25 protein-coding genes and 1 other RNA gene are annotated in these 23,716 nt (G+C 65.9%); 14 read left to right on the top strand and 12 right to left on the bottom strand.

The features are described 5' to 3' along the window. The 7 genes from N7333_RS19040 to N7333_RS19010 all read right to left on the bottom strand — a co-directional run. Positions 1–448, bottom strand: a 448-nt coding sequence (locus N7333_RS19040) for a biotin/lipoyl-binding protein (RefSeq protein WP_279859240.1), incomplete at its 3' end; no start/stop codon positions are given. Positions 449–541: 93 nt separating this feature from the next. Continuing rightward, positions 542–2,380 carry a diguanylate cyclase gene (locus N7333_RS19035; protein WP_129481991.1) on the bottom strand — a complete coding sequence of 613 codons (1,839 nt, stop codon included), beginning with the start codon at positions 2,378–2,380 and terminating at the stop codon, positions 542–544. Between the two features lie 51 nt (positions 2,381–2,431). Further along, complete coding sequence (locus N7333_RS19030) at positions 2,432–2,881, bottom strand: EVE domain-containing protein (RefSeq protein WP_129481990.1); 450 nt, start codon at positions 2,879–2,881, stop codon at positions 2,432–2,434. A gap of 377 nt (positions 2,882–3,258) precedes the next feature. Beyond that, entirely contained in the window at positions 3,259–3,855 is a 597-nt protein-coding gene (locus tag N7333_RS19025) for a 5-formyltetrahydrofolate cyclo-ligase (protein ID WP_004373296.1), read from the bottom strand. 55 nt (positions 3,856–3,910) lie between these two features. Continuing rightward, positions 3,911–4,089, bottom strand: a non-coding RNA gene (gene ssrS, locus N7333_RS19020) — 6S RNA. 66 nt (positions 4,090–4,155) lie between these two features. Continuing rightward, complete coding sequence (locus tag N7333_RS19015) at positions 4,156–4,461, bottom strand: cell division protein ZapA (RefSeq protein ID WP_004373294.1); 306 nt, start codon at positions 4,459–4,461, stop codon at positions 4,156–4,158. Beyond that, positions 4,458–4,667, bottom strand: coding sequence for a TIGR02449 family protein (locus tag N7333_RS19010; protein WP_004373292.1), 210 nt, complete (start codon positions 4,665–4,667; stop codon positions 4,458–4,460). The genes N7333_RS19015 and N7333_RS19010 overlap by 4 nt, the downstream gene beginning before the upstream one ends. A 190-nt stretch (positions 4,668–4,857) precedes the next feature. On the opposite strand from N7333_RS19010, the gene N7333_RS19005 reads away from it, so the two are divergent. The 13 genes from N7333_RS19005 (at position 4,858) to N7333_RS18945 (ending at position 15,905) form a co-directional block, all read left to right on the top strand. After that, the gene (locus tag N7333_RS19005) at positions 4,858–5,412 is read left to right on the top strand and encodes a YecA family protein (RefSeq protein ID WP_011920601.1); all 555 of its coding nucleotides are present in this window, start codon (positions 4,858–4,860) and stop codon (positions 5,410–5,412) included. Between the two features lie 18 nt (positions 5,413–5,430). Further along, positions 5,431–6,765 carry a Xaa-Pro aminopeptidase gene (gene pepP / locus N7333_RS19000; protein ID WP_096827651.1) on the top strand — a complete coding sequence of 445 codons (1,335 nt, stop codon included), beginning with the start codon at positions 5,431–5,433 and terminating at the stop codon, positions 6,763–6,765. A gap of 4 nt (positions 6,766–6,769) precedes the next feature. Next, positions 6,770–7,954, top strand: a complete 1,185-nt coding sequence (gene ubiH / locus N7333_RS18995; RefSeq protein WP_279859239.1) for a 2-octaprenyl-6-methoxyphenyl hydroxylase — start codon at positions 6,770–6,772, stop codon at positions 7,952–7,954. 108 nt (positions 7,955–8,062) lie between these two features. Beyond that, positions 8,063–9,280: a 2-octaprenyl-3-methyl-6-methoxy-1,4-benzoquinol hydroxylase gene (locus N7333_RS18990; RefSeq protein ID WP_177491066.1), complete on the top strand. Its 1,218-nt coding sequence runs from the start codon at positions 8,063–8,065 to the stop codon at positions 9,278–9,280. Positions 9,281–9,319: 39 nt separating this feature from the next. Beyond that, positions 9,320–9,616 carry a YceK/YidQ family lipoprotein gene (locus N7333_RS18985; RefSeq protein ID WP_011920604.1) on the top strand — a complete coding sequence of 99 codons (297 nt, stop codon included), beginning with the start codon at positions 9,320–9,322 and terminating at the stop codon, positions 9,614–9,616. Positions 9,617–9,723: 107 nt separating this feature from the next. After that, positions 9,724–10,725 carry an extracellular solute-binding protein gene (locus tag N7333_RS18980; RefSeq protein ID WP_004373281.1) on the top strand — a complete coding sequence of 334 codons (1,002 nt, stop codon included), beginning with the start codon at positions 9,724–9,726 and terminating at the stop codon, positions 10,723–10,725. Between the two features lie 155 nt (positions 10,726–10,880). Further along, a complete protein-coding gene (locus N7333_RS18975) occupies positions 10,881–12,497 on the top strand; it encodes an iron ABC transporter permease (RefSeq protein ID WP_011920605.1) in 1,617 nt (538 codons plus the stop codon). Positions 12,498–12,806: 309 nt separating this feature from the next. Further along, positions 12,807–13,904 (top strand): glycine cleavage system aminomethyltransferase GcvT, encoded by a 1,098-nt coding sequence (gene gcvT, locus N7333_RS18970; RefSeq protein ID WP_004373278.1) that lies wholly within the window; start codon positions 12,807–12,809, stop codon positions 13,902–13,904. Between the two features lie 94 nt (positions 13,905–13,998). Next, positions 13,999–14,388 carry a glycine cleavage system protein GcvH gene (gene gcvH / locus N7333_RS18965; protein ID WP_004373276.1) on the top strand — a complete coding sequence of 130 codons (390 nt, stop codon included), beginning with the start codon at positions 13,999–14,001 and terminating at the stop codon, positions 14,386–14,388. Positions 14,389–14,534: 146 nt separating this feature from the next. Further along, entirely contained in the window at positions 14,535–14,849 is a 315-nt protein-coding gene (locus tag N7333_RS18960; protein WP_129481988.1) for a metalloregulator ArsR/SmtB family transcription factor, read from the top strand. Further along, positions 14,846–15,280, top strand: coding sequence for a YeeE/YedE family protein (locus N7333_RS18955; protein ID WP_129481987.1), 435 nt, complete (start codon positions 14,846–14,848; stop codon positions 15,278–15,280). Before N7333_RS18960 ends, N7333_RS18955 begins: the two co-directional genes overlap by 4 nt. A gap of 2 nt (positions 15,281–15,282) precedes the next feature. After that, a complete protein-coding gene (locus N7333_RS18950; RefSeq protein WP_129481986.1) occupies positions 15,283–15,702 on the top strand; it encodes a DUF6691 family protein in 420 nt (139 codons plus the stop codon). 14 nt (positions 15,703–15,716) lie between these two features. Further along, entirely contained in the window at positions 15,717–15,905 is a 189-nt protein-coding gene (locus N7333_RS18945; protein WP_004373268.1) for a DUF2892 domain-containing protein, read from the top strand. 78 nt (positions 15,906–15,983) lie between these two features. Here the strand turns inward: N7333_RS18945 and aguA are convergent, their stop codons facing one another. The 5 genes from aguA to N7333_RS18920 form a co-directional block, all read right to left on the bottom strand. Then, the gene (aguA, locus tag N7333_RS18940) at positions 15,984–17,090 is read right to left on the bottom strand and encodes an agmatine deiminase (protein ID WP_129481985.1); all 1,107 of its coding nucleotides are present in this window, start codon (positions 17,088–17,090) and stop codon (positions 15,984–15,986) included. A 69-nt stretch (positions 17,091–17,159) separates the two neighbouring features. Beyond that, entirely contained in the window at positions 17,160–18,044 is an 885-nt protein-coding gene (gene aguB / locus N7333_RS18935; RefSeq protein ID WP_096827645.1) for an N-carbamoylputrescine amidase, read from the bottom strand. A gap of 262 nt (positions 18,045–18,306) precedes the next feature. Next, positions 18,307–18,948 carry a TetR/AcrR family transcriptional regulator gene (locus N7333_RS18930; RefSeq protein WP_129481984.1) on the bottom strand — a complete coding sequence of 214 codons (642 nt, stop codon included), beginning with the start codon at positions 18,946–18,948 and terminating at the stop codon, positions 18,307–18,309. Between the two features lie 71 nt (positions 18,949–19,019). Further along, positions 19,020–20,078 carry a polyamine ABC transporter substrate-binding protein gene (locus N7333_RS18925; RefSeq protein ID WP_129481983.1) on the bottom strand — a complete coding sequence of 353 codons (1,059 nt, stop codon included), beginning with the start codon at positions 20,076–20,078 and terminating at the stop codon, positions 19,020–19,022. 176 nt (positions 20,079–20,254) lie between these two features. Beyond that, positions 20,255–21,634 (bottom strand): glutamine synthetase family protein, encoded by a 1,380-nt coding sequence (locus tag N7333_RS18920; protein WP_004373258.1) that lies wholly within the window; start codon positions 21,632–21,634, stop codon positions 20,255–20,257. A 757-nt stretch (positions 21,635–22,391) separates the two neighbouring features. Here N7333_RS18920 and N7333_RS18915 point away from each other — a divergent pair. Further along, the coding region (locus tag N7333_RS18915) for a glutamine synthetase family protein (RefSeq protein ID WP_279859237.1) at positions 22,392–23,716 on the top strand (1,325 nt) is incomplete at its 3' end.

Genomic DNA, 23,716 nt, shown 5'->3' with positions numbered 1-23,716 from the left:
GCTGGGCCATGGCGTTGCGCTGCACCAGGGTGGCGCTGCGCGCGTGACGTTTGCGCGCGGCCTCCAGCTCCGCCTGGCGCTGGCGCACCATGGCCTCGGCGCTGAGCTTCTCGCTCTCGCGCAGGCGGATCTGGCTGGCCGCGGTGTTCTGGCCGTTCTCGGCCTGGCGCAGCTGGGCGCGGGCCTGGGCCAGCTGGGCTTCGAGCGCCTGGGTGTCCATGCGCGCGAGAACCTGGCCTGGCTCGACGAAATCGCCCTCATCGACCTCGATGCTGGCGATGCGCCCGGCCAGCTTGGTCGCCACATCCACTTCGGTGGCTTCGATGCGCCCGTTACCGCTGGCGAACCCTTCGCCCAGGCCGTCGGGGCGTAGCTGCCACCAGGCGAGCGCGGCCAGCACGGCGAGCCCGGTGGCAAGCAAATAGGGTAGGTGAGGTGGCTTTTTCATGATCGCTGCTTCCCTTCGGCCAACCCCTGGCTGGGGCATTCATTGGCAGGCTTCCATTGTCGTCCGGCCGCGGCGGGCCGGGCTTGATGCAGGTCAAGCGGCAGGCGGCTGCCACAGGTAGGTGCAGTTTCGGCCGCGATGCTTGGCGCTGTAAAGCGCCTGGTCGCTGCGGGAAACCAGCTCGCCGGGCTGTTCGTCGCTGACCGGGTCGAGCACTGTCAGGCCGATGCTCAGGCTCAGGCGCCCCAGCGGGCTGGCAGGGTGGGCGATGGCCAGACTGGCGATGGCCTCGTGGATGCGTGCGGCCACATGCTCACCGCCATCCAAACCGGTGTTGGCCAGGATGATGGCGAACTCCTCGCCGCCATAGCGACAGGCCGCGTCGCCTTCGCGCTGCAGACTTTCGCGTAGCACGCTGCTGACCTTGCGCAGGGCGTCGTCGCCGGCCAGGTGGCCAAGGGCATCGTTGTAGGCCTTGAAGTGGTCGATATCCAGCATCAGCAGGGCCAGTGGCGCGCCGCTGCGCCGCAGGCGGCGCAGTTCGGCCGGCAACTGCTGGTCGAAATAGCGCCGGTTGTACAGGCCGGTCAGGCCGTCGAGCTGCGACAGGCGCTGCAGCTGGGCCTCCAGTTGCAGGCGCTCGCTGTTGTCGCGCGACACCGCGATGAGGAACTCGCGGCCGTGCAGCTGCACCAGCTGGGTGTTGATCTCGGCCGGCTGGCGGCTGCCGTCGCGGCGGATCAGTTCGCGCTGGAAGATCCGCGAGAGGTTGTCGCGTTGCGCCTGGCGTGCCTGCTCCAGCCAGCGGTGAAAGCCGGGCAGCAGCTTTTCCGGATCGTTGCGCAGCAGCTGGGCGAACTGCTCGGGGCGGTAGCCCAGGCTGGCGTAGGTGGCCTGGTTCATGTGCAGCAGCTCGCGGTTGGTGGTGTCGAAGATGAACAGGCCGTCGTGGCTGGAATCGGTCAGGTCGAGCACCAGTTGCAGGCGTTCGCGGCTCTCGTGCAGGCGTTGTTCGGTCTCCTGGCGGCGTGTTTCCTCGATCTTGTAGCGCCGGTTCGCAGCCTGCAGGGCCTGGGCTCGCCGGCTGTTCTCCAGGGCCAGGGCCAATGCTGCGACCAGCAGCAGGCTGATGGCCAGGCTGGCACCGAGCACCACGCCGGGCAGCGGGCTGTGCAGCTGCTCGAGCAGCTCCTGGGTGGGGCTCAGGCGCAGACTGAAAGCCTGGTTGTTGAGCAGGCTCAGCGGCAGCTGCAGGCTGCGCTGCGGCGCCTGTTCCACAGCGCCGTGGCGGAACAGGCGCTGGCCGTCCTCCAGCAGCTCCACATTGAAGGATCCGGGATCGAGCTGGGCCAACAGCTCCTGCATCAGCGGTTCGACGCGAAACACGCCCTGGAGGAAACCGTCGAATACCCGCACGCCATCCTGTTCGCGGTACAGCGGGGTGTAGAGCACGAAGCCACGGCCGCCCTGGACCAGCTGGAAGCTGTTGGAAAAGCGCTGCTCACCGGTGGCCCGCGCCTCCATGGCCAGCGCATAGTTGGGGTGGTCGGGGGTGAGCCGGAAGCTCAGCGCCGCCTCGTTGCCGGCCAGCGGCAGCAGCCAGCGCATGCGCAGATCCTCGCCCAGCCACTGGATCGACTGGTAGGCGGGAAAGCCGGCCAGGGTGCGCTGCGCCTCTTCTTCCCAGCTGTCGCGCGGCAGCCGACCGAGTCGGTTCCATAGCCGGGCGATGCGCTCCAGGCCATCCACTTCCAGGTACAGGGTGCTTTCCAGCTGCCGGGCCAGCGTACGGGCCTGGTAGCCGAGACGTTCGTCCAGGCGCTGTTGCTGCACGCCTTCGATCTGGCGCCAGAGCAGTACACTGGCGCCGCTCAGCACCAGCAGGAGAAAGGCCAGCGCCAGGCGCGCCGGCCAGGCGGAAGAGGCCGGCATGGGCGGCTCCGTGGGCGATCACTTGACTGATAGCATAGTGCCTTCAGTGTTTCAGCGCATGGCGAGAATCGTTGCCCATTCAGCTTCGCTCACCGGCATCACCGACAGTCGGCTGCCACGCTGTACCAGCGCCAGGTCGACCAGCAGGGGGTTGTTCTTCAGCTGCTGCAGCGGCAGCACCTCGGCGAAGGCTTCGACGAACTCCACGTCCAGCGCGCTCCAGGGATTCTTCTCGGCGCTGGCCTTGGGGTCGTGGTAGTGGCTGTGCGGGTCAAGGGCGGTCGGGTCCGGGTACGTCTCGCCGGCAATCCGGCCGATGCCGGCGATCCCGGGCTGGGGGCAACTGGAGTGGTAGAAGAAGAACTGGTCGCCGGGGCGCATGGCGCGCAGGAAGTTGCGCGCCTGGTAATTGCGCACGCCATCCCAGCGCGCCTTGCCCAGTCGCTGCAGGTCATGGATGGATAATTCGTCGGGTTCGGACTTCATCAGCCAATAAGGCATGAACTTTGCTCCAGCAGCTGCGCCCGTTGGTGAACGCTTGTTTGAGTACCGTCTCCGACGGTCGGTGAGCGTCGGAAATTGCACAGTGTCTTGCACTAACGGAAAATGCCCGGCTTAACGCTTGGCGAGGTCGTATTACACAACAATAACGCGCGATCCACGCGCGCAGTTGCCTTGAAGGGGGAGGCAATAGATGAAACGCAAGCCAGATCTTTTATGGGTTCTCGTCATACTTTTCAGCCTGGGCGTGGTTACCACGGGTTACACCCAGAGCCTCTGGGAGCGTCAGAGCGACGCTTCCGTCAATGTAACGCAGCAGCCCTGATTCGCGGACTGCCAGCGTAAGCGCCGCAGGGAACGCGGTGCACATCTATCTTCTAGTACCACGCCTTGTCCGTCACCGTTGCCTGCAAGGGCACGTCCCAACTGGCCAGCGCCAGTTCATCCACCCGCTGACACTCGTGCGCCAGACCCAATAACGTCGGCATGTGCCAATTTTTGCGCCTGTGCAGGTAGGCCAGGCTGCGGTCATAGAAGCCGCCTCCCATGCCCAGGCGTCCGCCACGGTCATCGAAACCCACCAGCGGCAGCAGCACCAGGTCTAGGGCCCAGACCTTGCGTTGCCGTTTGGGCTGCGGGCGTGGCTCGAGGATGCGAAAGCGATTGCGCGCCAGTTTCTCGTGCCTGGTGAAGCGCTGAAACACCATCTTGGTGCTCGGCCAGGCGCTGAGTACCGGCAGATAGGTGTGCTTGCCGCGCTTCTGCGCGGCGGCCAGCAACGGGCGCGGATCGATCTCGCCGTCGTTGGGCAGATACAGCGCGATATGCCTGGCGCGGCGAAACGCCGGGCTTTGCGCCAGCTGACGATACAGGTTGCGGGCGGCCAGGCGCTGCTGGCTGGCGCTGAGCGCACGACGGCGCTGGCGCAGCAGGCGGCGCAGTTGCGGACGGCTGAGTGCGCTTGAGGTTGTCATGAGTGGGAGCTGGAGCGAGGCGGGTGGCAGCGCTGCGGGCTGCCAGGGGAAAGGGTGACTTCCCAGCGTGCCGCTGTCGGTTTAGCCCTTGAACCCGAAAGTTCAAGGTGGAGGATGCAGGAGGCGTTAAGGCTTTCCGTCAGGCGGACATGCACACCGGCCCCAACATGCAACCCCCGTGGTTGTGCGTATCGGCTCAGGGACATCCCCGACTGGCGCACACCCCAGGAAGTGGCGCCCAGTATACCCGAACCCCGGCCTTGCGGGGTGGCCTGCGACGAAGTGGCAGGCATCGCGGTATCAGGAGGCCTGATCGTCGGCCAGGGCCTGGTCGACGCGGTCGAGCAGGTCGCGTACCTGCTGGCGGGTGGAGCTGGCGTCCTGGTCCAGGCGCTGCTGCTTGTGCAGCAGGTCATGGGTGATGTTCAGCGCGGCCATCACGGCCACGCGATCGGCGCCGATCACCTTGCCGCTGGTGCGGATCTCGCGCATCTTGCCGTCCAGGTAGCGGGCGGCGCTCTCCAGATTGGCGCGTTCGTCCTGCGGGCAGGCGATGCAATATTCTTTGTCCAGGATGTGGACGGTCACGGTGTTCGACTGGGTCATGTGTCCTGCTCCAGGGCTTTGAGGCGCGAAATCATCGATTCGACCTTGTGCCGGGCCAATTCGTTCTTTTCGATCAGATGGGCGCGTTCCTCGCGCCAGGCCTGTTCATTCGCCAGCAGGAGTCGGTTGTGAGCCTTGAGCTGCTCGACACGCTGGATCAGCAGTTCCAGCTTGGCGGTCAATACGTGCAGATCGGCGTCTTCCATGGGCTCTCGCTACGGGAGGGAATGGCTGGACTATATAGGCGTGTCCCGGCGGCGGGTCAAACCCTGTGACAGTGGCGTGACGCGTACGACGGTAGCGCCCCGGCGGCCTCGGATGGTCTTGCCGCGCCTGCCGGTGCTAGGATACGAGGCCTCCATTCTAGAGATTGCGCTGTCTGGCGCCTAGCTATCTATGTCGACTTCCAGCTCCCCCTACGCCGCCTTCGCCGCTCTGCTGAGCAGCGCCGGGCATTCCGTTTCCCCCGCCGAACTGCATGGTCTGCTGCTTGGCCGTAGCTGCGCCGGTGCCGGCTTCGATGCCGATGCCTGGCTGCTCGATGCTGCCGATCTGCTCGGTGGCGAGCCGCAGGACAGCGTGCGCCAGGCGCTGATCGGCCTGCAGGAGATGGTCAAGGGCGAGCTGTGCAGCGAGGACATGGCGGTGGTGCTGCTGTTGCCGGACGATGAAACGCCGCTGGCGCAGCGCGCCGTTGCGCTGGGCCAGTGGTGCCAGGGTTTTCTCGGCGGCTTCGGCCTGACCGCCCGCGACGGCGCCTTGAGCGCCGAGGCCATGGAAGTGTTGCAGGATCTATCCGCCATCGCCCAGGTGCAGAGCGCCCTGGAGGAATCCGAGGATGGCGAGAACGACTACATGGAGGTGATGGAATACCTGCGCGTGGCACCGCTGCTGCTGTTCACCGAATGCGCCAAGCCCGCGGCGCCTGCCGCCAAACCTTCCCTGCACTGATTTGCCCCGGAGCCCGTCTTGATCAGCATCCCCAAGTCCGAATACGCCCGTCGGCGCAAGGCGCTGATGGCGCAGATGGAGCCCAACAGCATCGCCATCCTGCCGGCCGCGCCGGTGTACATCCGCAACCGCGACGTCGAGCACGTCTATCGTCAGGACAGCGATTTTCAGTACCTCACCGGCTTCCCCGAGCCGGAAGCGGTGATGGCGCTGATTCCGGGGCGCGAGCATGGCGAGTACGTGCTGTTCTGCCGCGAGCGTGACCCCGAGCGCGAGCTGTGGGACGGCCTGCGCGCCGGGCAGGATGGGGCGATCGCCACCTACGGCGCCGACGATGCCTTCCCCATCGGCGATATCGACGACATCCTCCCCGGGCTGATCGAAGGCCGCGAGCGCGTCTACTACGCCATCGGCTGCAACCAGGAGTTCGACCACCGGCTGATGGAGTGGATCAACCATATCCGTGCCAAGGCCCGTCAGGGCGCCTCGCCGCCCAACGAGTTCGTCGCCCTCGACCATCTGCTGCACGACATGCGCCTGTACAAGAGCGCGGCGGAAGTGAAGGTGATGCGCGAGGCTGCCGAGATCAGCGCGCGTGCCCACGTGCGCGCCATGCAGGCCAGCCGCGCCGGGCTGTCCGAATACCATCTGGAAGCCGAACTGGATTACGAATTCCGCAAGGGCGGGGCGAAGATGCCGGCCTACGGCAGCATCGTCGCCGCCGGCAGGAATGCCTGCATCCTGCATTACCGCGAGAACGATGCGCCGCTCAAGGACGGCGACCTGGTGCTGATCGACGCCGGCTGCGAGATCGACTGCTACGCCAGTGACATCACCCGCACCTTCCCGGTCAACGGCAAGTTCTCCGCCGAGCAGAAGGCCATCTACGAGCTGGTCCTGGCCGCGCAGGAAGCCGCGTTCAAGGAGATCGCCCCGGGCAAGCACTGGAACGAGGCGCACGAGGCCACCGTGCGGGTGATCACCAAGGGCCTGGTGGAGCTCGGCCTGCTCAGCGGCGAGGTGGACGAACTGATCGCCAGCGAGGCCTACAAGGCCTTCTACATGCACCGCGCCGGCCACTGGCTGGGCATGGACGTACACGATGTCGGCGACTACAAGGTCGGTGGCGAGTGGCGCGTGCTCGAGCCAGGCATGGCCATGACCGTGGAGCCGGGCATCTACATCGCCGCCGACAACGACAAGGTCGCCAAGAAGTGGCGCGGCATCGGCGTGCGCATCGAGGACGACGTGGTGGTGACCAGGACCGGTTGCGAGATTCTCACCGGTGGCGTGCCCAAGACCGTGGCCGAGATCGAGGCGCTGATGGCCGCTGCGCGCGCTCAGGCCGCCTGACCCTATGAGTCGCGTGCAACTGGCGATCATCGGCGGCGGCCTGGTTGGCGCCAGCCTGGCCCTGGCCCTGCAGGAAACGGCGCGCCAGCGTGGCTGGCGCATCGCCCTGATCGAGCCCTTCGCTCCGGGTAGCGACTACCAGCCCAGTTACGACGCGCGCTCCACGGCGCTGTCCTACGGCAGCCGGCTGATCTACGAGCGCCTTGGCGTATGGCAGGCCATCGCTCAGCGCGCCGAGGCGATCCAGCAGATTCACGTGTCCGACCGCGGTCGTTTCGGCGCCACCCGGCTGCTGGCCATGGAGGAGGGCGTGCCCTCGCTCGGCTACGTGGTGGAGAACGCCTGGATCGGCCATTGCCTGTGGCAGGCGCTGGACGCCGAGGTGGTGCAGTGGCACTGCCCGGCCGAGGTGGCCAGCCTGCAGCGTCTGGACGACGGCTATCGCCTGAACCTCAGCGACGAGCGCCAGCTCGACTGCGACCTGGCCGTGCTGGCCGATGGCGGCCGTTCCGGCTTGCGCGAGCAGCTGGGCATCGGCGTCAGCCACCGGCCTTACGGGCAGAGCGCAGTGATCGCCAACGTCACGCCGCTGGAAGCGCATCGTGGGCAGGCCTTCGAGCGCTTCACCGATGAGGGGCCGATGGCCCTGCTGCCACTGGAAGGCAACCGCTGTGCACTGGTCTGGACCCGCGCCAGCGCCGACGCCGAGCGTCTGCTCAAGCTGGGCGATGCGGCCTTCCTCGCCGAGCTGCAGCAGGCCTTCGGTTACCGCCTCGGCGCCCTGCAGCAGGTCGGTGTGCGGCATCTTTATCCGCTGGCGCTGAGCGAAGCCAGCGAGCAGGTGCGGCCGCATTTGGTGGTACTGGGCAACGCCGCACACAGCCTGCACCCCATCGCCGGGCAGGGCTACAACCTGTCGCTGCGCGACACCCTGGCACTGGCCGAGGTGCTGCAGGACGGCAGCGCGCCGCTCGGCGATTTCGCCACGCTGCAGCGCTACCTGCAGCGCCAGCAGCTGGACCAGCAACTGACCGTGGGTTTCTCCGACCGGGTCACCCGGCTGTTCAGCAATGCCCAGCCGCTGCTGACCGCCGGACGCAACCTGGGCCTGCTCGGCCTGGACCTGCTGCCGCCGGCCAAGCGCTGGTTCGCCCGCCAGGCCATGGGCATGGGGACGCGTAGTCTGTGAGGCGCTGCATGACCTGCCGTGCGCCGGTCTTGCCGGGCCGAAAAGGCAGGCGCACCGTGGTTTCGAGAATGGTGCGCACGGCGCACCCTATGGATTGAGAAAATGGATATGCGCGCGGATCTGATCATCGTCGGTGCCGGTATGGTCGGCAGCACCCTGGCCCTGGCGCTGGAACACAGCGGCCTGGATATCCTGATCGTCGACGGCAGCCCGCTCAGCGTATCGCCGTTCGCTGCGCAGGCGCCGTTCGAGCCACGCGTCAGCGCCCTGTCCATGGCCAGCCAGCGCATTCTCGAGCGCCTCGGCGTCTGGCCGGGCATCAGCGCACGGCGCGCCTGTCCCTACGGCGAGATGCGCGTGTGGGATGGCTCGGGCACCGGCAGCATTCATTTCGCCGCGGCCAGCGTGCATGCCGAGACGCTGGGTCATATCGTCGAGAACCGAGTGGTGCAGGACGCCCTGCTCGAACGCCTGCACGACAGCCAGATCGGCCTGCTGCCGGGGGCACGCCTGGAGCAGCTGCGCCGCTCCGGCGATGACTGGCTGCTGACTCTCGAAGGTGGCCGTCAGCTGCGCGCGCCGCTGCTGGTGGCGGCCGATGGCGGCAACTCGGCGGTACGGCGTCTGGCCGGCTGCGCCACGCGCGAGTGGGATTACCTGCACCACGCCATCGTCACCAGCGTGCGCTGCGAGCGCCCGCACCAGGCCACCGCCTGGCAGCGTTTCACCGACGATGGCCCGCTGGCCTTCCTGCCGCTGGCGGGGTCGGCTGGGGAACACTGGTGCTCGATCGTCTGGTCCACCGTGCCGGTCGAGGCCGAGCGGCTGATGGCGCTTGGTGACGAGGCCTTCTGCGCTGAGCTGGGCAGGGCCTTCGAGAACCGCCTCGGGAAGGTGCTGCACGCCGACCGCCGCCTGTGCATTCCGCTGCGCCAGCGTCATGCCAAGCGCTACGTCGAGCCGGGGCTGGCGTTGATCGGCGACGCCGCGCACACCATCCACCCGCTGGCGGGGCAGGGGGTCAACCTCGGTTTCCTCGATGCCGCGGTGCTCGCCGAGGTGCTGCTGCATGCCGCGGCGCGCGGCGAGAATCTCGCCGAGGAACGTGTGCTGAGCCGCTTCGAACGTCGGCGCATGCCGCACAACCTGGCGATGATGGCGGCGATGGAGGGCTTCCAGCGCCTGTTCCAGGCCGACCCGCTGCCCCTGCGCCTGCTGCGCAACGTCGGTCTCGATCTGGTCGACGGCCAGGCCGAGGCCAAGGCGCTGTTCGTGCGTCAGGCGCTGGGGCTGTCGGGCGACCTGCCGGAGCTGGCGAAGGCCTGACCACCACTTTACCTGTCACGGATGACCGAGGAGCGTGCAATGAAGCACCTACTGCAATGCCTGCTGGTGGCGGCACTTTCACTGTCTGCGGGCTGCGGCACCATGGCCGGTCGCGGCGGCACCGCAGAGCCGATGCCGGTGGAAACCTACAAGAGCGTCAATGGCGATCTCCATCTGCTGGGATTGCGTCCTGGCCCCAGCGGTAGCGGGAATGCCGGGCCCGTCATGTGCCTGATCAGCATCGTCTGTCCACTTCTGGTCGTGGTGTCGCTGCCAGTGGACGCGGTGATCGATACCCTGCTTCTGCCCGCCGACCTGCTGGCCGCTCGCGAGTGAAAATACGCCGTAATAACTATGGAGTTTTGTCTCGCTATTTACGTTGAGAAGGTAAATAACATTCACTACTATTCAGCCACTTTGCTCACTCACAAGAGGCTGGTCCCATGAAGGCTCGCAACGCGCTTCTCGCTGCATTCACCCTCAGCACCCTGGCTACTGCCGTTCAGGCTGCTGACGAAGTAGTCGTCTACTCCGCCCGGATCGACGAGCTGATCAAGCCGGTATTCGATCTCTACACCGAGAAGACCGGCGTCAAGGTCAAGTTCATCACCGACAAGGAAGCGCCGCTGATTGCCCGCCTCAAGGCCGAAGGTGCCAACACCCCGGCCGACATGCTGATCACCGTCGACGCCGGCAACCTCTGGCAGGCCGAGCAGGAAGGCGTGCTGCAGCCGACCAAGTCCGATGTCATCAGCGCCAACATCCCGGCCCAGTATCGCTCCAGCACCGACAGCTGGACCGGCCTGTCGCTGCGTGCGCGGACCATCTTCTACTCCACCGAGCGGGTCAAGCCGGAAGAGCTGTCCACCTACGAAGCCCTGGCCGACAAGAACTGGGAAGGCCGTCTGTGCCTGCGCACCAGCAAGAAGGTCTACAACCAGTCGCTGACCGCGACCCTGATCGAGACCCACGGCGCCGAGAAGACCGAAGAGATCGTCAAGGGCTGGGTGAACAACCTGGCTACCGACGTGTTCCCGGACGATACCGCGCTGCTGCAGGCCATCGACGCCGGCCAGTGCGACGTCGGCATCGCCAACACCTACTACTACGGTCGCCTGCACAAGCAGCAGCCGAGCCTCAAGGTCAAACCCTACTGGCCGAACCAGAACGACCGCGGCGTGCACGTCAACCTGGCCGGTGCCGGCGTGACCAAGCACGCGCCGCATGCCGAGCAGGCGCGCAAGCTGCTGGAGTGGATGACCACCCCGGAAGCGCAGACCATCTTCGCCGGCGTCAACCAGGAGTTCCCGGCCAACCCGGCGGTCGCGCCGTCGGATGAAGTGGCTGCCTGGGGCAGCTTCAAGGCCGATTCCATCGCCACCGAAGTGGCCGGCACCCGCCAGGCCGAAGCGACCATGCTGATGGATCGCGCCGGCTGGCAATAAGTCCGTAACGATCTGCTGCGTGTCGGCCCTGCACGGGCCCTGACTCGCCAGATCCTATGGCTTGGCGGCAGGCCTTCGGCGATCCGCCGTGCTGCCGTTATACTGCGACGCCCCGCTAGCCGGGGCGTCGTCCTTTTCGCCGTCGAGGAATCCGCGTGCCGCATCCCGTCCAGCGTCGCTGGTATCCCATCGTGTTCGCCATCGCCCTGCTGGTGCTGATGCCGCTGTCGGTATTGCTGCTGAGCTGGCACGAGGTGGATGCGAAGATCTGGACGCACCTGTGGCAGACGCAGATGGCGCGTCTGATCGGCAATACCCTGACCCTGGTGCTCGGCGTCGGTGTCGGGGTGACGCTGCTGGGCGTCAGCCTGGCCTGGCTCACCAGCCTCTGCGAGTTTCCCGGGCGGCGCTGGCTGGACTGGGCGCTGATGCTGCCCTTCGCCATTCCCGCCTACGTGCTGGCGTTCGTCTTCGTCGGTCTGCTGGATTTCGCCGGGCCGGTGCAGACGCTGCTGCGCGAATGGCTCGGCAGCGACTTTCGCCTGCCGCGGGTGCGTTCCACCGGCGGCGTCATCATCGTGCTGGTGCTGGTGTTCTACCCCTATGTCTACCTGCTCGCCCGCGGCGCCTTCCTGGCCCAGGGCAAGGGGCTGATGGAAGCGGCGCGGGTGCTCGGGCAAAGTCCCTGGCAGGCCTTCTGGCGCGTGGCGCTGCCGATGGCGCGCCCGGCCATCGGTGCCGGCCTGGCCCTGGCGATCATGGAAACCCTCGCCGATTTCGGCGCGGTGGCGGTGTTCAACTTCGACACCTTCACCACCGCCATCTACAAGACCTGGTACAGCTTCTACAGCCTGACCAGCGCGACCCAGCTGGCCAGCCTGCTGCTGCTCGCGGTGGCGCTGGTGCTCTATGGCGAGCGCCGTGCCCGTGGCGCCGCACGTCCGGCCAACGAGCGCCCGCGCGGCAAGGCGCTGTACCACCTGCACGGCTGGAAGGCCTTCGCCGCCAGCGCCTGGTGCGGCCTGGTGTTCGCCTGTGCCTTCCTGATCCCCGTGCTGCAGCTGCTGCTGTGGTTCTGGCAGCGCGGCCGCTTCGACCTCGACGAGCGTTATGCCGGGCTGATCCTGCACACCCTGTACCTGGGTGGCATGGCCGCGCTGATCACGGTCAGCGTGGCCATGCTGCTGGCGTTCGCCAGACGCCAGGCGCCGACGCGCGGCGTGCGCCTTGGCGTCGCCCTGGGCAACCTCGGTTATGCGCTGCCGGGTTCGGTGCTGGCGGTGGCGATCATGCTGGCGTTCAGCTTTCTCGACCGCGAGCTGGTCATTCCGCTGTCCTCGGCACTGGGTGGTGCCGGCAAGCCCTTGCTGCTGGGCAGCCTGACGGCGCTGCTGCTGGCCTATCTGATCCGCTTCATGGCGGTGGCCTTCGGGCCGCTGGAAACCAGCCTGGCGCGCATCCGCCCGTCGCTGCCGGAGGCCTCTCGCAGCCTGGGGGTGGGCGGCATCGGTCTGTTCTTCAAGGTCTATCTGCCGCTGCTGCTGCCGGGCACCTTGTCGGCCGCGCTGCTGGTGTTCGTCGACGTGCTCAAGGAAATGCCGGCCACCCTGCTGATGCGTCCCTTCGGCTGGGACACCCTGTCGGTGCGGGTGTTCGAGATGACCAGCGAAGGCGAGTGGGCGCGCGCCTCGCTGCCGGCGCTGACCCTGGTGCTGGTCGGTCTGTTGCCGGTGATCCTGCTGATCCGTCGTTCGGCGCGCGGCATCGGCTGAAGGCGGCCCCTGTCGGGGGCGACCTTTGGTCAGATGACCCCCGCCGACCTTGCGGCTACAATGCGCGCCATTCGCGAGCCGGGTGACCCGGCAAGATTCATCTAGAAGTTGCCGACGCCTGCATGGATGCAGGAGATAGAGCGAAGCAGGATGCTCGAGCCGAGGCCGCCAGTGCAAGGCGCAGACAGGCAAGAAAGCGCAGTGTGCTCCTGCACATGAGCATTTCGAGTCTGGCTGTAACGCAGCAATGGCAACGCAGATAGCTTCTAGGGGTCTGAATCGCTTCGCCAAGCCCGGAAGGAGACACCCATGGGACAGCGTACCCCCCTTTATGACCTGCACCTGGCACTGGGGGCCAAAATGGTGGATTTCGGCGGCTGGGACATGCCGCTGCACTACGGATCGCAGGTGGAGGAACACCATCAGGTGCGTCGCGAGTGCGGCGTGTTCGACGTCTCCCACATGTGCGTGGTGGACGTGACCGGCAGCCAGGCCCAGGCCTTCCTGCAGCGCCTGCTGGCCAACGACGTGGCGCGCCTGGACAGCGCCGGCAAGGCCCTGTACAGCGCCATGCTCAACGAGCAGGGCGGGGTGATCGATGACCTGATCGTCTACCTCACCGGCTCTTCTGCCCAGGAGCAGAGTTACCGTCTGGTGGTCAATGCCGGTACCCGCGACAAGGACCTGGCGTGGATGCATGCCCAGGCCGGCGACTTCGACGTGCAACTGCGCGAGCGCCGCGACCTGGCCATGCTCGCCATCCAGGGACCCAAGGCCCGCGCGCGCGTGGCCGAACTGCTGACCCAGGCGCGCGCTGCGCTGATCCACGAGCTGCGGCCGTTCCAGGGGCTGGCCGAAGGCGACTGGTTCATCGCGCGCACCGGCTACACCGGTGAGGATGGTCTGGAAATCGTGCTGCCGGTGGCCGAGGTGGTGCCGCTGCTCAACGAGCTGGTCGGCGCCGGTATTGCGCCCATCGGCCTCGGTGCGCGCGACACCCTGCGCCTGGAGGCCGGCATGAATCTCTACGGCCAGGACATGGATGAAAGCGTTTCGCCGCTGGCGGCCAACATGGCCTGGACCATCGCCTGGGAGCCGGCCGCGCGCGCCTTCATCGGCCGTGCTGCACTCGAAGCGCAGCGCGCGGCGGGTTGCCCGAGCAAGCTGGTCGGCCTGGTGCTGGAAGAGCGCGGCGTGCTGCGCGCGCATCAGGTGGTGCGTGTCGAGGGCATCGGCGAGGGTGAAATCACCAGCGGCAGCTTCTCGCCGACGCTGAACAAATCCATCGCCCTGGCTCGCGTACCGACGGCCACCGGCGAACGCGCCGAGGTGGAGATCCGCGGCAAGTGGTACCCGGTGCGAGTGGTCAGGCCGAGCTTCGTGCGCAACGGCAAAACCCTTATCTGAATCATCAGGTCGCGGCGTCGGCTTTCCCTGGCGCCACGGCCTGCTAAATTGTCCTGACGGCCCACTTGCCGTCACCGTTTACGAGGAATCGAACATGAGCAATATCCCCGCCGATCTGCGTTACGCCGCCAGCCACGAGTGGGCGCGCCTGGAGGCCGACGGCAGCGTGACCGTGGGCATTTCCGACCACGCCCAGGAAGCCCTCGGCGACGTGGTGTTCATCGAACTGCCGGAAGTCGGCAAGCAGCTGGACGCCGGCCAGGAAGCCGGGGTGGTGGAGTCGGTCAAGGCTGCCTCCGACATCTACGCGCCGGTGGGCGGCGAAGTGATCGCGATCAACGAGGCGCTGGTCGACAGCCCCGAGAGCGTCAACAGCGACCCGTACGGCAGCTGGTTCTTCAAGCTCAAGCCGAGCGATGCCAGCGAGCTGGACAAGTTGCTCGACGCCGGCGCCTACCAGGCCGCCGCCGACGCCGACGCCTGATTCGCATCGATCTGCAAGGAACCCGCTTCGGCGGGTTTTTTGTTGCCTGGGGTTTCGTCCCGGCCTGCGACCGTTGGTCGCCGGGGATATCATTTAGTCAAAATACAATATATAAAAATACATATTGTATTGAGTGAAGGTGTTGCATGGACGAGCCCATCGATATCCAGCAGTTGCGCGCCAATGCCGATGCTGCCGGGCAGCTGCTCAAGGCGCTGGCCAATCCGGATCGCCTGTTGTTGCTGTGCCAGCTGTCGCAGGACGAGCGCAATGTCAGCGAGCTGGAGACGCTGCTCGGCATTCAACAGCCGACGCTGTCGCAACAACTCGCGGTGCTGCGCCGCGAAGGACTGGTGGAAACCCGCCGCGACGGCAAGCAGATCTTCTATCGCATCAGCAGCCCGGCGGCGCTGGCGGTGATCGAGACGCTCTACCGGCTGTTCTGCGAGGGCCGGCAATGAGCATCGACTGGGCTGCCTTCACGCCCTGGAGTGCCCTGGCCGGCGGCGCCCTGATTGGCCTGGCGGCCGCGCTGTTCGCCCTGGTCAATGGTCGCGTGGCCGGTATCAGCGGCCTGCTCGGCAGCCTGCTGCAGCCCCAGGGCGAAGGGCGTGGCGAAAAGATGGCCTTTTTGCTTGGCCTGTTGCTGGCGCCGCTGCTCTGGGCGACGTTCGCCGCGTTGCCGCCGGTTCACTTCGGCACCGGCAGCCTCGGCTTGATCGCCGCCGGCCTGCTGGTGGGCATTGGCACGCGCTACGGCTCCGGCTGCACCAGTGGCCATGGCGTGTGCGGCGTCTCGCGCCTGTCGCCGCGCTCGCTGGTGGCCACCCTGTGCTTCATGGCCGCGGGTTTCGCCACGGTCTTTGTCCTGCGTCATCTGCTGAGGGGCTGAACATGGCCAGACTCAGTGCATTGGCCTGCGGTGTGCTGTTCGGTCTCGGGCTGCTGCTGGCGGGCATGGCCGATCCGGCCAAGGTGCTGGCCTTTCTCGATCTGGCCGGCGACTGGGACCCGTCGCTGGCGCTGGTGATGGCGGGAGCCGTCGGTGTCGCGGCGCTGCCGCTGAACCTGGCACCGCGGCGCGCCAGAGCCTTGCTGGGCGGCGCCATGCAACTGCCGACGCGGCGCGATCTGGACGCCCGGCTGATCACTGGCAGCCTGCTGTTCGGGGTTGGCTGGGGCATCGCCGGCATCTGTCCGGGGCCGGCGCTGACCATCCTGCTGACCGGTCACTGGCAGGCACTGTTGTTCGTTGCCGCGATGCTCGCCGGCATGCTGATCTTTACCGCGCTGGAAGGCTGGCGCGGGCGTTGACCTGGAGAACCTCGATGAAAGCCAATGTTGGAACGCTCGACCGTAGCCTGCGCATCGCCGCGGGTCTGATCCTCATCGCTCTCAGCCTGGCCGGCGTGATCGGTCTGTGGGGCTGGATTGGCGTGGTGCCGCTGGCGACCGGAGTCTTTCGTTTCTGCCCGGCCTATCCCTTGCTGGGCATCAACACCTGCAAAGTGAAATGAAGCCTGTGCCTCGATGCAGCTGAACGAAAAACGCCCGGCATCTGCCGAGCGTTTTCATGCTGCTGCGGTGAGGAGCCGTCAGGCACCCTGCGGGGCTGGCTGCTGCTGGGTGATGCAGTGGATATTGCCGCCGCCCAGGAGGATCTCGCGGCCGGGCACCATCACCACGCGATGCTCCGGGAAGACCTGTTCCAGGATGGCACGGGCCTCTGCGTCCTTCGGATCATCGAAGCTCGGCGCGACGATGCCGCCGTTGACGATCAGGAAGTTGACGTAGGAGCCGGCCAGGCGCACCGCAGGGCTACGCTCCTGGCTGCCTTCGGCGGCGTCGACGCCGGCGCATTCCTCTTCGCTGGCGTGGATCGGGCCGGGGATCGGCATCTTGTGCACGATCAGCTGGCGACCCTTGGCATCACGCACGCTCTCCAGCACGCGCATGGCGGCCTGGCAGCGCGGGTAGTTGGGATCGTTCTGATCGTCGGTCCAGGCCAGCAGCACCTCGCCCGGGCGCACGTAACAGCAGAAGTTGTCGACGTGGCCGTCTGTCTCGTCGTTGTACAGGCCGTCGGGCAGCCAGATCACCGTGTCGATGGCCAGGTGCTCGCGCAGCACGGCCTCGATTTCTTCACGCGACAGGTGCGGGTTGCGGTTCCTGTTCAGCAGGCATTCTTCGGTGGTGATCAGGGTGCCTTCGCCGTCGACGTGGATCGAGCCGCCTTCGAGGACGAAACCCTCGGTGCGATAGCGCTTGCAGCCTTCGATCTCGAGGATCTTGCGCGCCACCTGATCGTCGCGCTGCCACGGCCAGTACAGGCCGCCGTCGAAGCCGCCCCAGGCGTTGAAGGTCCAATCCACGCCGCGCACGTCGCCGCGGCCGTTGATCACGAAGGTCGGGCCGGTGTCCCGCACCCAGGCATCGTCGGTGGTGATTTCCACCAGGCGGATGTTGTCGTCGTCCAGGCGGGCACGGGCGTTTTCGTACTGCGCGGCGGAGACGCAGACGGTCACCGGCTCGAACTGGGCGATGGCCTTGGCCACGGCGGTGAAGGCCGCCTGCGCCGGCTTGCCGCCGTTGCGCCAGTTGTCCGGGCGCTCCGGCCAGACCATCCAGGTCTGGCTGTGCGGTGCCCACTCAGCGGGCATATGGAAACCATCGGCGCGTGGGGTGGTAGTCAGGGTGGTCATGTCTCGGTTCCGTAGGGTGCGCCATGCGCACCGGCAAAGTGTCTGGAGGGCTAGGTGCGCACAGCGCACCTACGGGGTCGACGGAGTTTCACCATCGAGCGTGGAGAGTGGCCAGTATAGGTTCGGCCGGCGGTCGCGGAACACACCCCAGGCGGTGCGCACCTTCTCCAGCGCGGTCAGATCGAAGCGGTGCACCAGCACGCCTTCCTCGCGCTGGCCCAGCTCCTCGACCTTCTCACCGAACTGGTTGGCGATGAACGAGCTGCCGTAGAAGGTGATGTCGTAACCGTCCTGTTCTTCGCGGCCGATGCGGTTGCTGGCCACCAGCGGCATCAGGTTGGCGCCAGCGTGGCCCTGCTGCACGCGCTGCCAGTGGTCGCGCGAGCTGATGGTCGGGTCATGCGGCTCGCTGCCGATGGCGGTGGGGTAGAAGAGGATCTCCGCGCCCATCAGCGCCATGCTGCGCGCGCATTCGGGGAACCACTGATCCCAGCAGATGCCGACACCGATCCTGGCGTAGGCGGTATCCCAGACCTTGAAGCCGGTATCGCCGGGATTGAAGTAATACTTCTCGTGGTAGCCGGGGCCGTCGGGGATATGGCTTTTCCGATAAATCCCGAGGTTGCTGCCGTCGGCATCGATGATGGCGATGCTGTTGAAACGGGCGCGCCCGGCGCGTTCGAAGAAGCTGATCGGCAGTACCACCTTCAGCTCGGCGGCGACTTTGCGAAAGTGCAGGATCGCCGGGTTCTCCTCCGCCGTGGTGGCCAGCTGGGTGAAGTCCGCGTTGGGCTTTTGGCAGAAGTAGGGCGTCTCGAACAGCTCCTGAATCAGGATGATCTGCGCGCCCTGGGCGGCTGCCTGGCGTACCAGCCGTTCGGCGTTGGCGATGTTCGCGGCGGTATCCCAGGAGCAGGCCATCTGGGTCGCAGCGACGGTAACGATACGGGACATAAAGCACCTCGTAGGCGGGAAAGCGGTCGTCCGAGGCAGTCGGCGACCTGTGACGGGGCCGTGGCGGGTGGATCGACCAGGGCAGGTTAGTCGATTTATATCCGATAAAAATCGGATTTAAAAGACTGGAAAGGCGTAATGAGGGAAATATTCAGATTTTTATCGGATAAAAATCCGGGCGTGAGTCGTAAGGAGGCACGCGCTGGGCCGTGCGTAATCGCAGACGTTCCGACATCGGGGAGATTGGTGCGCTCGGCGCACCCTACGTAAGCGGCGTGGCTCGTTTCGGCAGGGCGGCCGGCAGGTAGAGGCCCAGATAGGCATCGAACACGCGCATGCCTTCCTCGGCCAGGCGCGGGGTGATTTCGCCGTGCAACTGCACCGAGCGGGCGTAGACCCGATCGCCCAGCTCCATAGCCAGGGCAAACACGTCGATATCCACCGGCAGTTGTGGCAGGGGGAAGTGGCGGTCGAACAGCGCCTGCATCAGGCGGCTCAGTTCGATGTCGTGCTGGTGATCGGCCTGGGTCACCTCGGCCAGGCCATGCTGGGCCAGGATCAGCTGGCGCGCGGCGGCATCCGCGGCGTAAACCGCCAGCATGCGCTGCTCGACGATGCGTGACAGGTCATGCCAGCTTTGCAGGCCGCTGTGATCCACGGGCTCCAGCAGGCAGGCGCGAAAGGCCGCGTGCACGTCGCTGGTCAGCCCTTCGAGCAGGGCCGGCACGCTGGCGAAGAAGTGATAGACCGACGACGGCGGAATGCCCGCGTGCTCGGCCACGGTGTAGATCGACAGGTTGGCCATGCCCTGTTCGGCCAGCAGTTCGCGGGCGGCGGCGAGAATCTGGGCGATCCGTGCCTGGCTGCTGGCGCGCGGTTTGCGGGGGCTGGCGGGGCGCGACATGACGGGCTCCTCGGTGGGCGAGGCGCTATTGGACGTCAGGCGCAGTGGGCGAGGCAAGCCTCGCCGAACCATCAGCTGCCGTCACGGAAGCGTTGCCAGACCTGGCTGCGTACCTGGGCGTGCTTTTCCGAGAGTACCTCCAGCGGATACAGACGGCGTTTGGTGTCCTGATCCGGATAGAGGCCCGGTTGCTGCAGCAGGGCGCTGTCGATGAACTGCACGGAGTCGGCATTGCCGTTGGGGTAGAGCGTTTCGGCGGTGATCCGGGCGATCACCTGCGGTTGCATCAGGTAGTCGATGAAGCGGTGGGCGAGGTCCGGGCGCGCGGCGCTGGCGGGAATCACCAGGTTGTCGATGAACAGCACCGAGCCTTCCTGCGGCACCACGAAGCTGACCGGCTGGCCGGCCTGAGCAGCGGCCAGGGCGTCGCCGACCCAGGCCATGGCCAGGCACAGGCGGCCATTGCTGAGGTCGTCGATGTAGCGCTCGCTGTCGACATAGCGCAGGTGCGGACGCAGGGCTTCGAGCACGCTGCCGGCACGCTCGACGCGGCTCGGTGCGCTGCGGGCGAGGCTACGGCCCTGGTAGTTGAGCAGCAGCGACAGGGTTTCATCCGGTGCATCCAGCACGCTGATGCCGCACTTGGCCAGGCGTGCGCTCTGCTCGGCATCGAACAGCAGGCTCCAGCTCTCCGGCAGCGCCCCGCCGTAGGCGGCTTCGGCCTGAGGGGTGTTGATCGCCAGGCCTACCGCGCCCCATAGATAGGGCACGGCATAGCCGTTCTGCGGGTCGACGGCCGCCAGCTTGCTCAGCAGCTGTTTGTCCAGGTGCTGGCGGTTGGGCAGTCTGGCCAGGTCCAGCGGCTGGATGCGCGCGTCGGCGATCAGCGCCGGCAGGTCGTTGTGCGACGGCACCGCGACGTCGATGGCCTCGCTGCTGTGCAACGCGGCGTTCAGCTCTTCGGCGCTGGCGAAGGTGTGGTACTCGACCGCGATGCCGGTGTCGCGGGTGAAGTCGTCCAGCACCTGCGGCGCGATGTAATCGTTCCAGTTGTAGACCCGGATGCTGTCGGCGGCCTGAGCCAGGGCGCAGGTCAGGCCGAGCAGGGCGGCGGCAAGAGCGCGTTGCATGAATAGCTCCCCGTTGATGAAGGCAACGATAACCGGCGGCCTCGGTCGCCGGAGGTTGGTTCACGTCAGCGGAGTCGCCGTGCGGCGAACCGCTGGTCCCGACGCGAAGCGTCAGAGCTGTCGGTTGGCAGTTGGCAGGCAAAAAGAAGCCGGCTCTGCGGCCGGCTTTCTCGGTGTCACACGGTATGCAGGTACCAGTTGTACTCGAGGTCGGAAATGGTGGTCTCGAACTCCTGCAGCTCGGCTTCCTTGCAGGCGACGAAGATGTCGATGTACTTGGGATCGATGTACTTGTTCAGCACTTCGCTGTCGTCCAGCTCGCGCAGGGCATCGCGCAGGTTGTTCGGCAGGCTGGGCTCGAGCTGCTCGTAGGCGTTGCCTTCGATCGGTTCGCCCGGTTCGATCTGGTTGGTCAGGCCGTGGTGGATACCGGCAAGGATCGACGCCAGCATCAGGTAGGGGTTGGCATCGGCGCCGGCCACCCGGTGTTCGATGCGCACGGCATCCGGGCTGCCGGTCGGCACGCGCACGGCCACGGTGCGGTTGTCCAGCGCCCAGCTCGGCGCGTTGGGCACGTAGAACTGCGCACCGAAGCGGCGGTAGGAGTTGACGTTGGGGCAGAGGAAGGCCATCGACGCCGCCATGGTATCGAGAATGCCGCCCACGGCATGGCGCAGCGAGGTGTTCTCCAGCGGGTTGTCGGCGGCGAAGATGTTCTTGCCGGTCTTCTTGTCGAGCAGCGAGATGTGCACGTGCAACCCGTTGCCGGCCTGACCCGGATAGGGTTTGGCCATGAAGGTGGAGTCCATCTCGTGGTCGTAGGCGATGTTTTTGATCAGGCGCTTGAGCAGCAGCGCGTAGTCGCAGGCCTTGATGGCGTCCTCGACGTGATGCAGGTTGACCTCGAACTGCGCCGGGGCGCTTTCCTTGACGATGGCGTCGGCCGGGATGTCCTGCTCCTTGGCGGCTTCGAGCATGTCCTGCAGGCAGTCGACGTACTCGTCGAGGTCGTCGATCAGGTAGACCTGGGTGGAGTGCGGGCGCTTGCCGGAAATCGGCGAGCGTGGCGGCTGCGGCCGGCCGTTCACGTTCTCCTGGTCGATCAGGTAGAACTCCAGTTCGAAGGCTGCGCAGATACGCAGGCCCAGTTCGTCGAACTTCTGCACCACCTGGCGCAATACCTCGCGCGGGTCGGCGAAGAAGGGCGTGCCGTCCAGCTCGTGCATGGTCATCAGCAGCTGCGCGGTCGGGCGCTTCTGCCAGGGTTCGTTGCACAGGGTATTGGGGATGGGGAAGCAGATACGGTCGGCGTCGCCGATGTCCAGGCCGAGGCCGGTGCTTTCGACGGTGGAGCCGTTGATGTCGAGGGCGAAGAGCGAGGCCGGCAGGTTGATGCCTTTTTCGTACACCTTGTGAAGGGCGTTTCGATCGATGCGCTTGCCGCGCACCACACCATTCATATCTGCAATAAGAAGGTCGACGAACTGGACCTCAGGATGTTCCTTAAGGAACGCGTTCGCTTCGTTAAGCTGAACGGCACGCGGGGGTACCGACATGATGCAACACCTTTTTGTTAAATATATCAATCATGCGACTGCATGGGTGTGAGTCAATCCGAAACGCACTTTACTGTCAAGCTGCCCTCGTGATGCCCTGTAGTGGGGCATGATGGCCATTTTTGGGGCGTTTCAAGGCCTTTCAGAGGCGCTTTTCCCGCATGCCGACAGGGTGCTCAGTGGGGTGTGTTCAATTTTTTACAGAGCTATTGTGTAAAAAAATGAACAAGGCTAAGCTCGGTTCAAACCCATAACAGCAATAATACGGGTGTCCCATGTTCTGTCTGCCGAGCGTCGGCGTCAGCGCTTGTACCAAGACTCTTGGTCTCGCTCCTCATCGCGTCATCGCCGCTGCGAGTCTCCGCGTGGCGCGGCCGGAGGACACTGGTTTGCAGTGGCTTTTCGGCTCACTGCGGCCCGGCAGCCCGCCTGTAACAGGCGCGTCTCGTCACGCTGCCAGCATACCCCTCAATCAGCACGATAGCGCAGCCAGCGAAACGCCGCTGCGGACCCTTCCTGGCCGGGTTGTTGCGTATCCGGCCACGGTGCTCGAGGCATCGATGCCATCGACTGGCGCCCCGGGCGGAGTTTTTCCCGTGCCTGGGGCGAAAAGCCTCGTGCCGGAGGTGCTACAGCCCTAGTAGCATCCCATCCGAATATCTCGCCTTCTCTCAGGCCTTTGGTGAGGCTTGCAGGGAGAGGGCGGGCAACGCTGAACCGGCTATAAACATATCGGTTCTACAACCCTGAGGTCTCTATGAGTACCAAGCTTGACCAGCTCACCAGCTGGCTGAAAGAACGCAAAATCACCGAAGTCGAATGCCTGATCAGTGACCTGACCGGCATTGCCCGCGGCAAGATATCGCCGACCAACAAGTTCCTCGACGAGAAGGGCATGCGTCTGCCCGAGAGCGTGCTGCTGCAGACCGTGACCGGCGACTACGTCGAGGACGACATCTATTACGAGCTGCTCGACGAGGCGGACATCGACATGTTCTGCCGCCCCGACGAGAACGCCGTGTTCCTCGTGCCCTGGGCCATCGAGCCCACCGCCATGGTGATCCACGACACCTTCGACAAGCAGGGCAACCCCATCGAGCTGTCGCCGCGCAACATTCTCAAGACGGTGCTGAAGCTGTATGCCGACAAGGGCTGGCGGCCGATCGTCGCGCCGGAGATGGAGTTCTACCTGACCAAGCGCAACAGCGACCCGGACTTCCCGCTGGTGGCGCCGATGGGCCGTTCCGGTCGTCCGGAGGTAGGGCGTCAGTCCTTCTCCATCGACGCTGCCAACGAATTCGACCCGCTATTCGAGGACGTCTACGACTGGTGCGAGCTGCAGGGCCTGGACCTGGACACGCTGATCCACGAGGACGGCCCGGCGCAGATGGAGATCAACTTCCGTCACGGCGACGCGCTGCACCTGGCCGACCAGATCACCGTGTTCAAGCGCACCATGCGCGAGGCCGCGCTCAAGCACGACGTGGCGGCCACCTTCATGGCCAAGCCGATCACCGACGAGCCGGGCAGCGCCATGCACATCCACCAGAGCGTGGTGGACATCAAGACCGGCAAGAACATCTTCTCCAACGAAGACGGCACCATGAGCGAGCTGTTCCTGCAGCACATCGGCGGCCTGCAGAAGTACATCCCCGAGCTGCTGCCGCTGTTCGCGCCCAACGTCAACTCGTTCCGCCGCTTCCTGCCCGATACCTCGGCGCCGGTGAACGTGGAGTGGGGCGAGGAGAACCGTACCGTGGGCTTGCGCGTACCCGAGGCCGGGCCGCAAAACCGTCGGGTGGAAAACCGCCTGGCCGGCGCCGACGCCAACCCCTACCTGGTGCTGGCCGCGTCGCTGCTGTGCGGCTACATCGGCATGGTCGAGGGCATCAAGCCCAGCGCCCCGGTCAAGGGCCGCGGTTACGAGCGCCGCAACCTGCGTCTGCCGCTGACCATCGAGGCGGCGCTGGAGCGCATGGAGGCCTGCAAGGCCGCCGAGAAGTACCTGGGCGAGAAGTTCATGCGCGGCTACGTCGCGGTCAAGCGCGCCGAGCACGAGAACTTCAAGCGCGTGATCAGCTC

Source organism: Pseudomonas sp. GD04158 (assembly GCF_029834875.1).
Taxonomy (GTDB): Bacteria; Pseudomonadota; Gammaproteobacteria; order Pseudomonadales; family Pseudomonadaceae; genus Aquipseudomonas; species Aquipseudomonas hydrolytica.
This window is presented reverse-complemented; position numbering and strand designations above follow the sequence as displayed.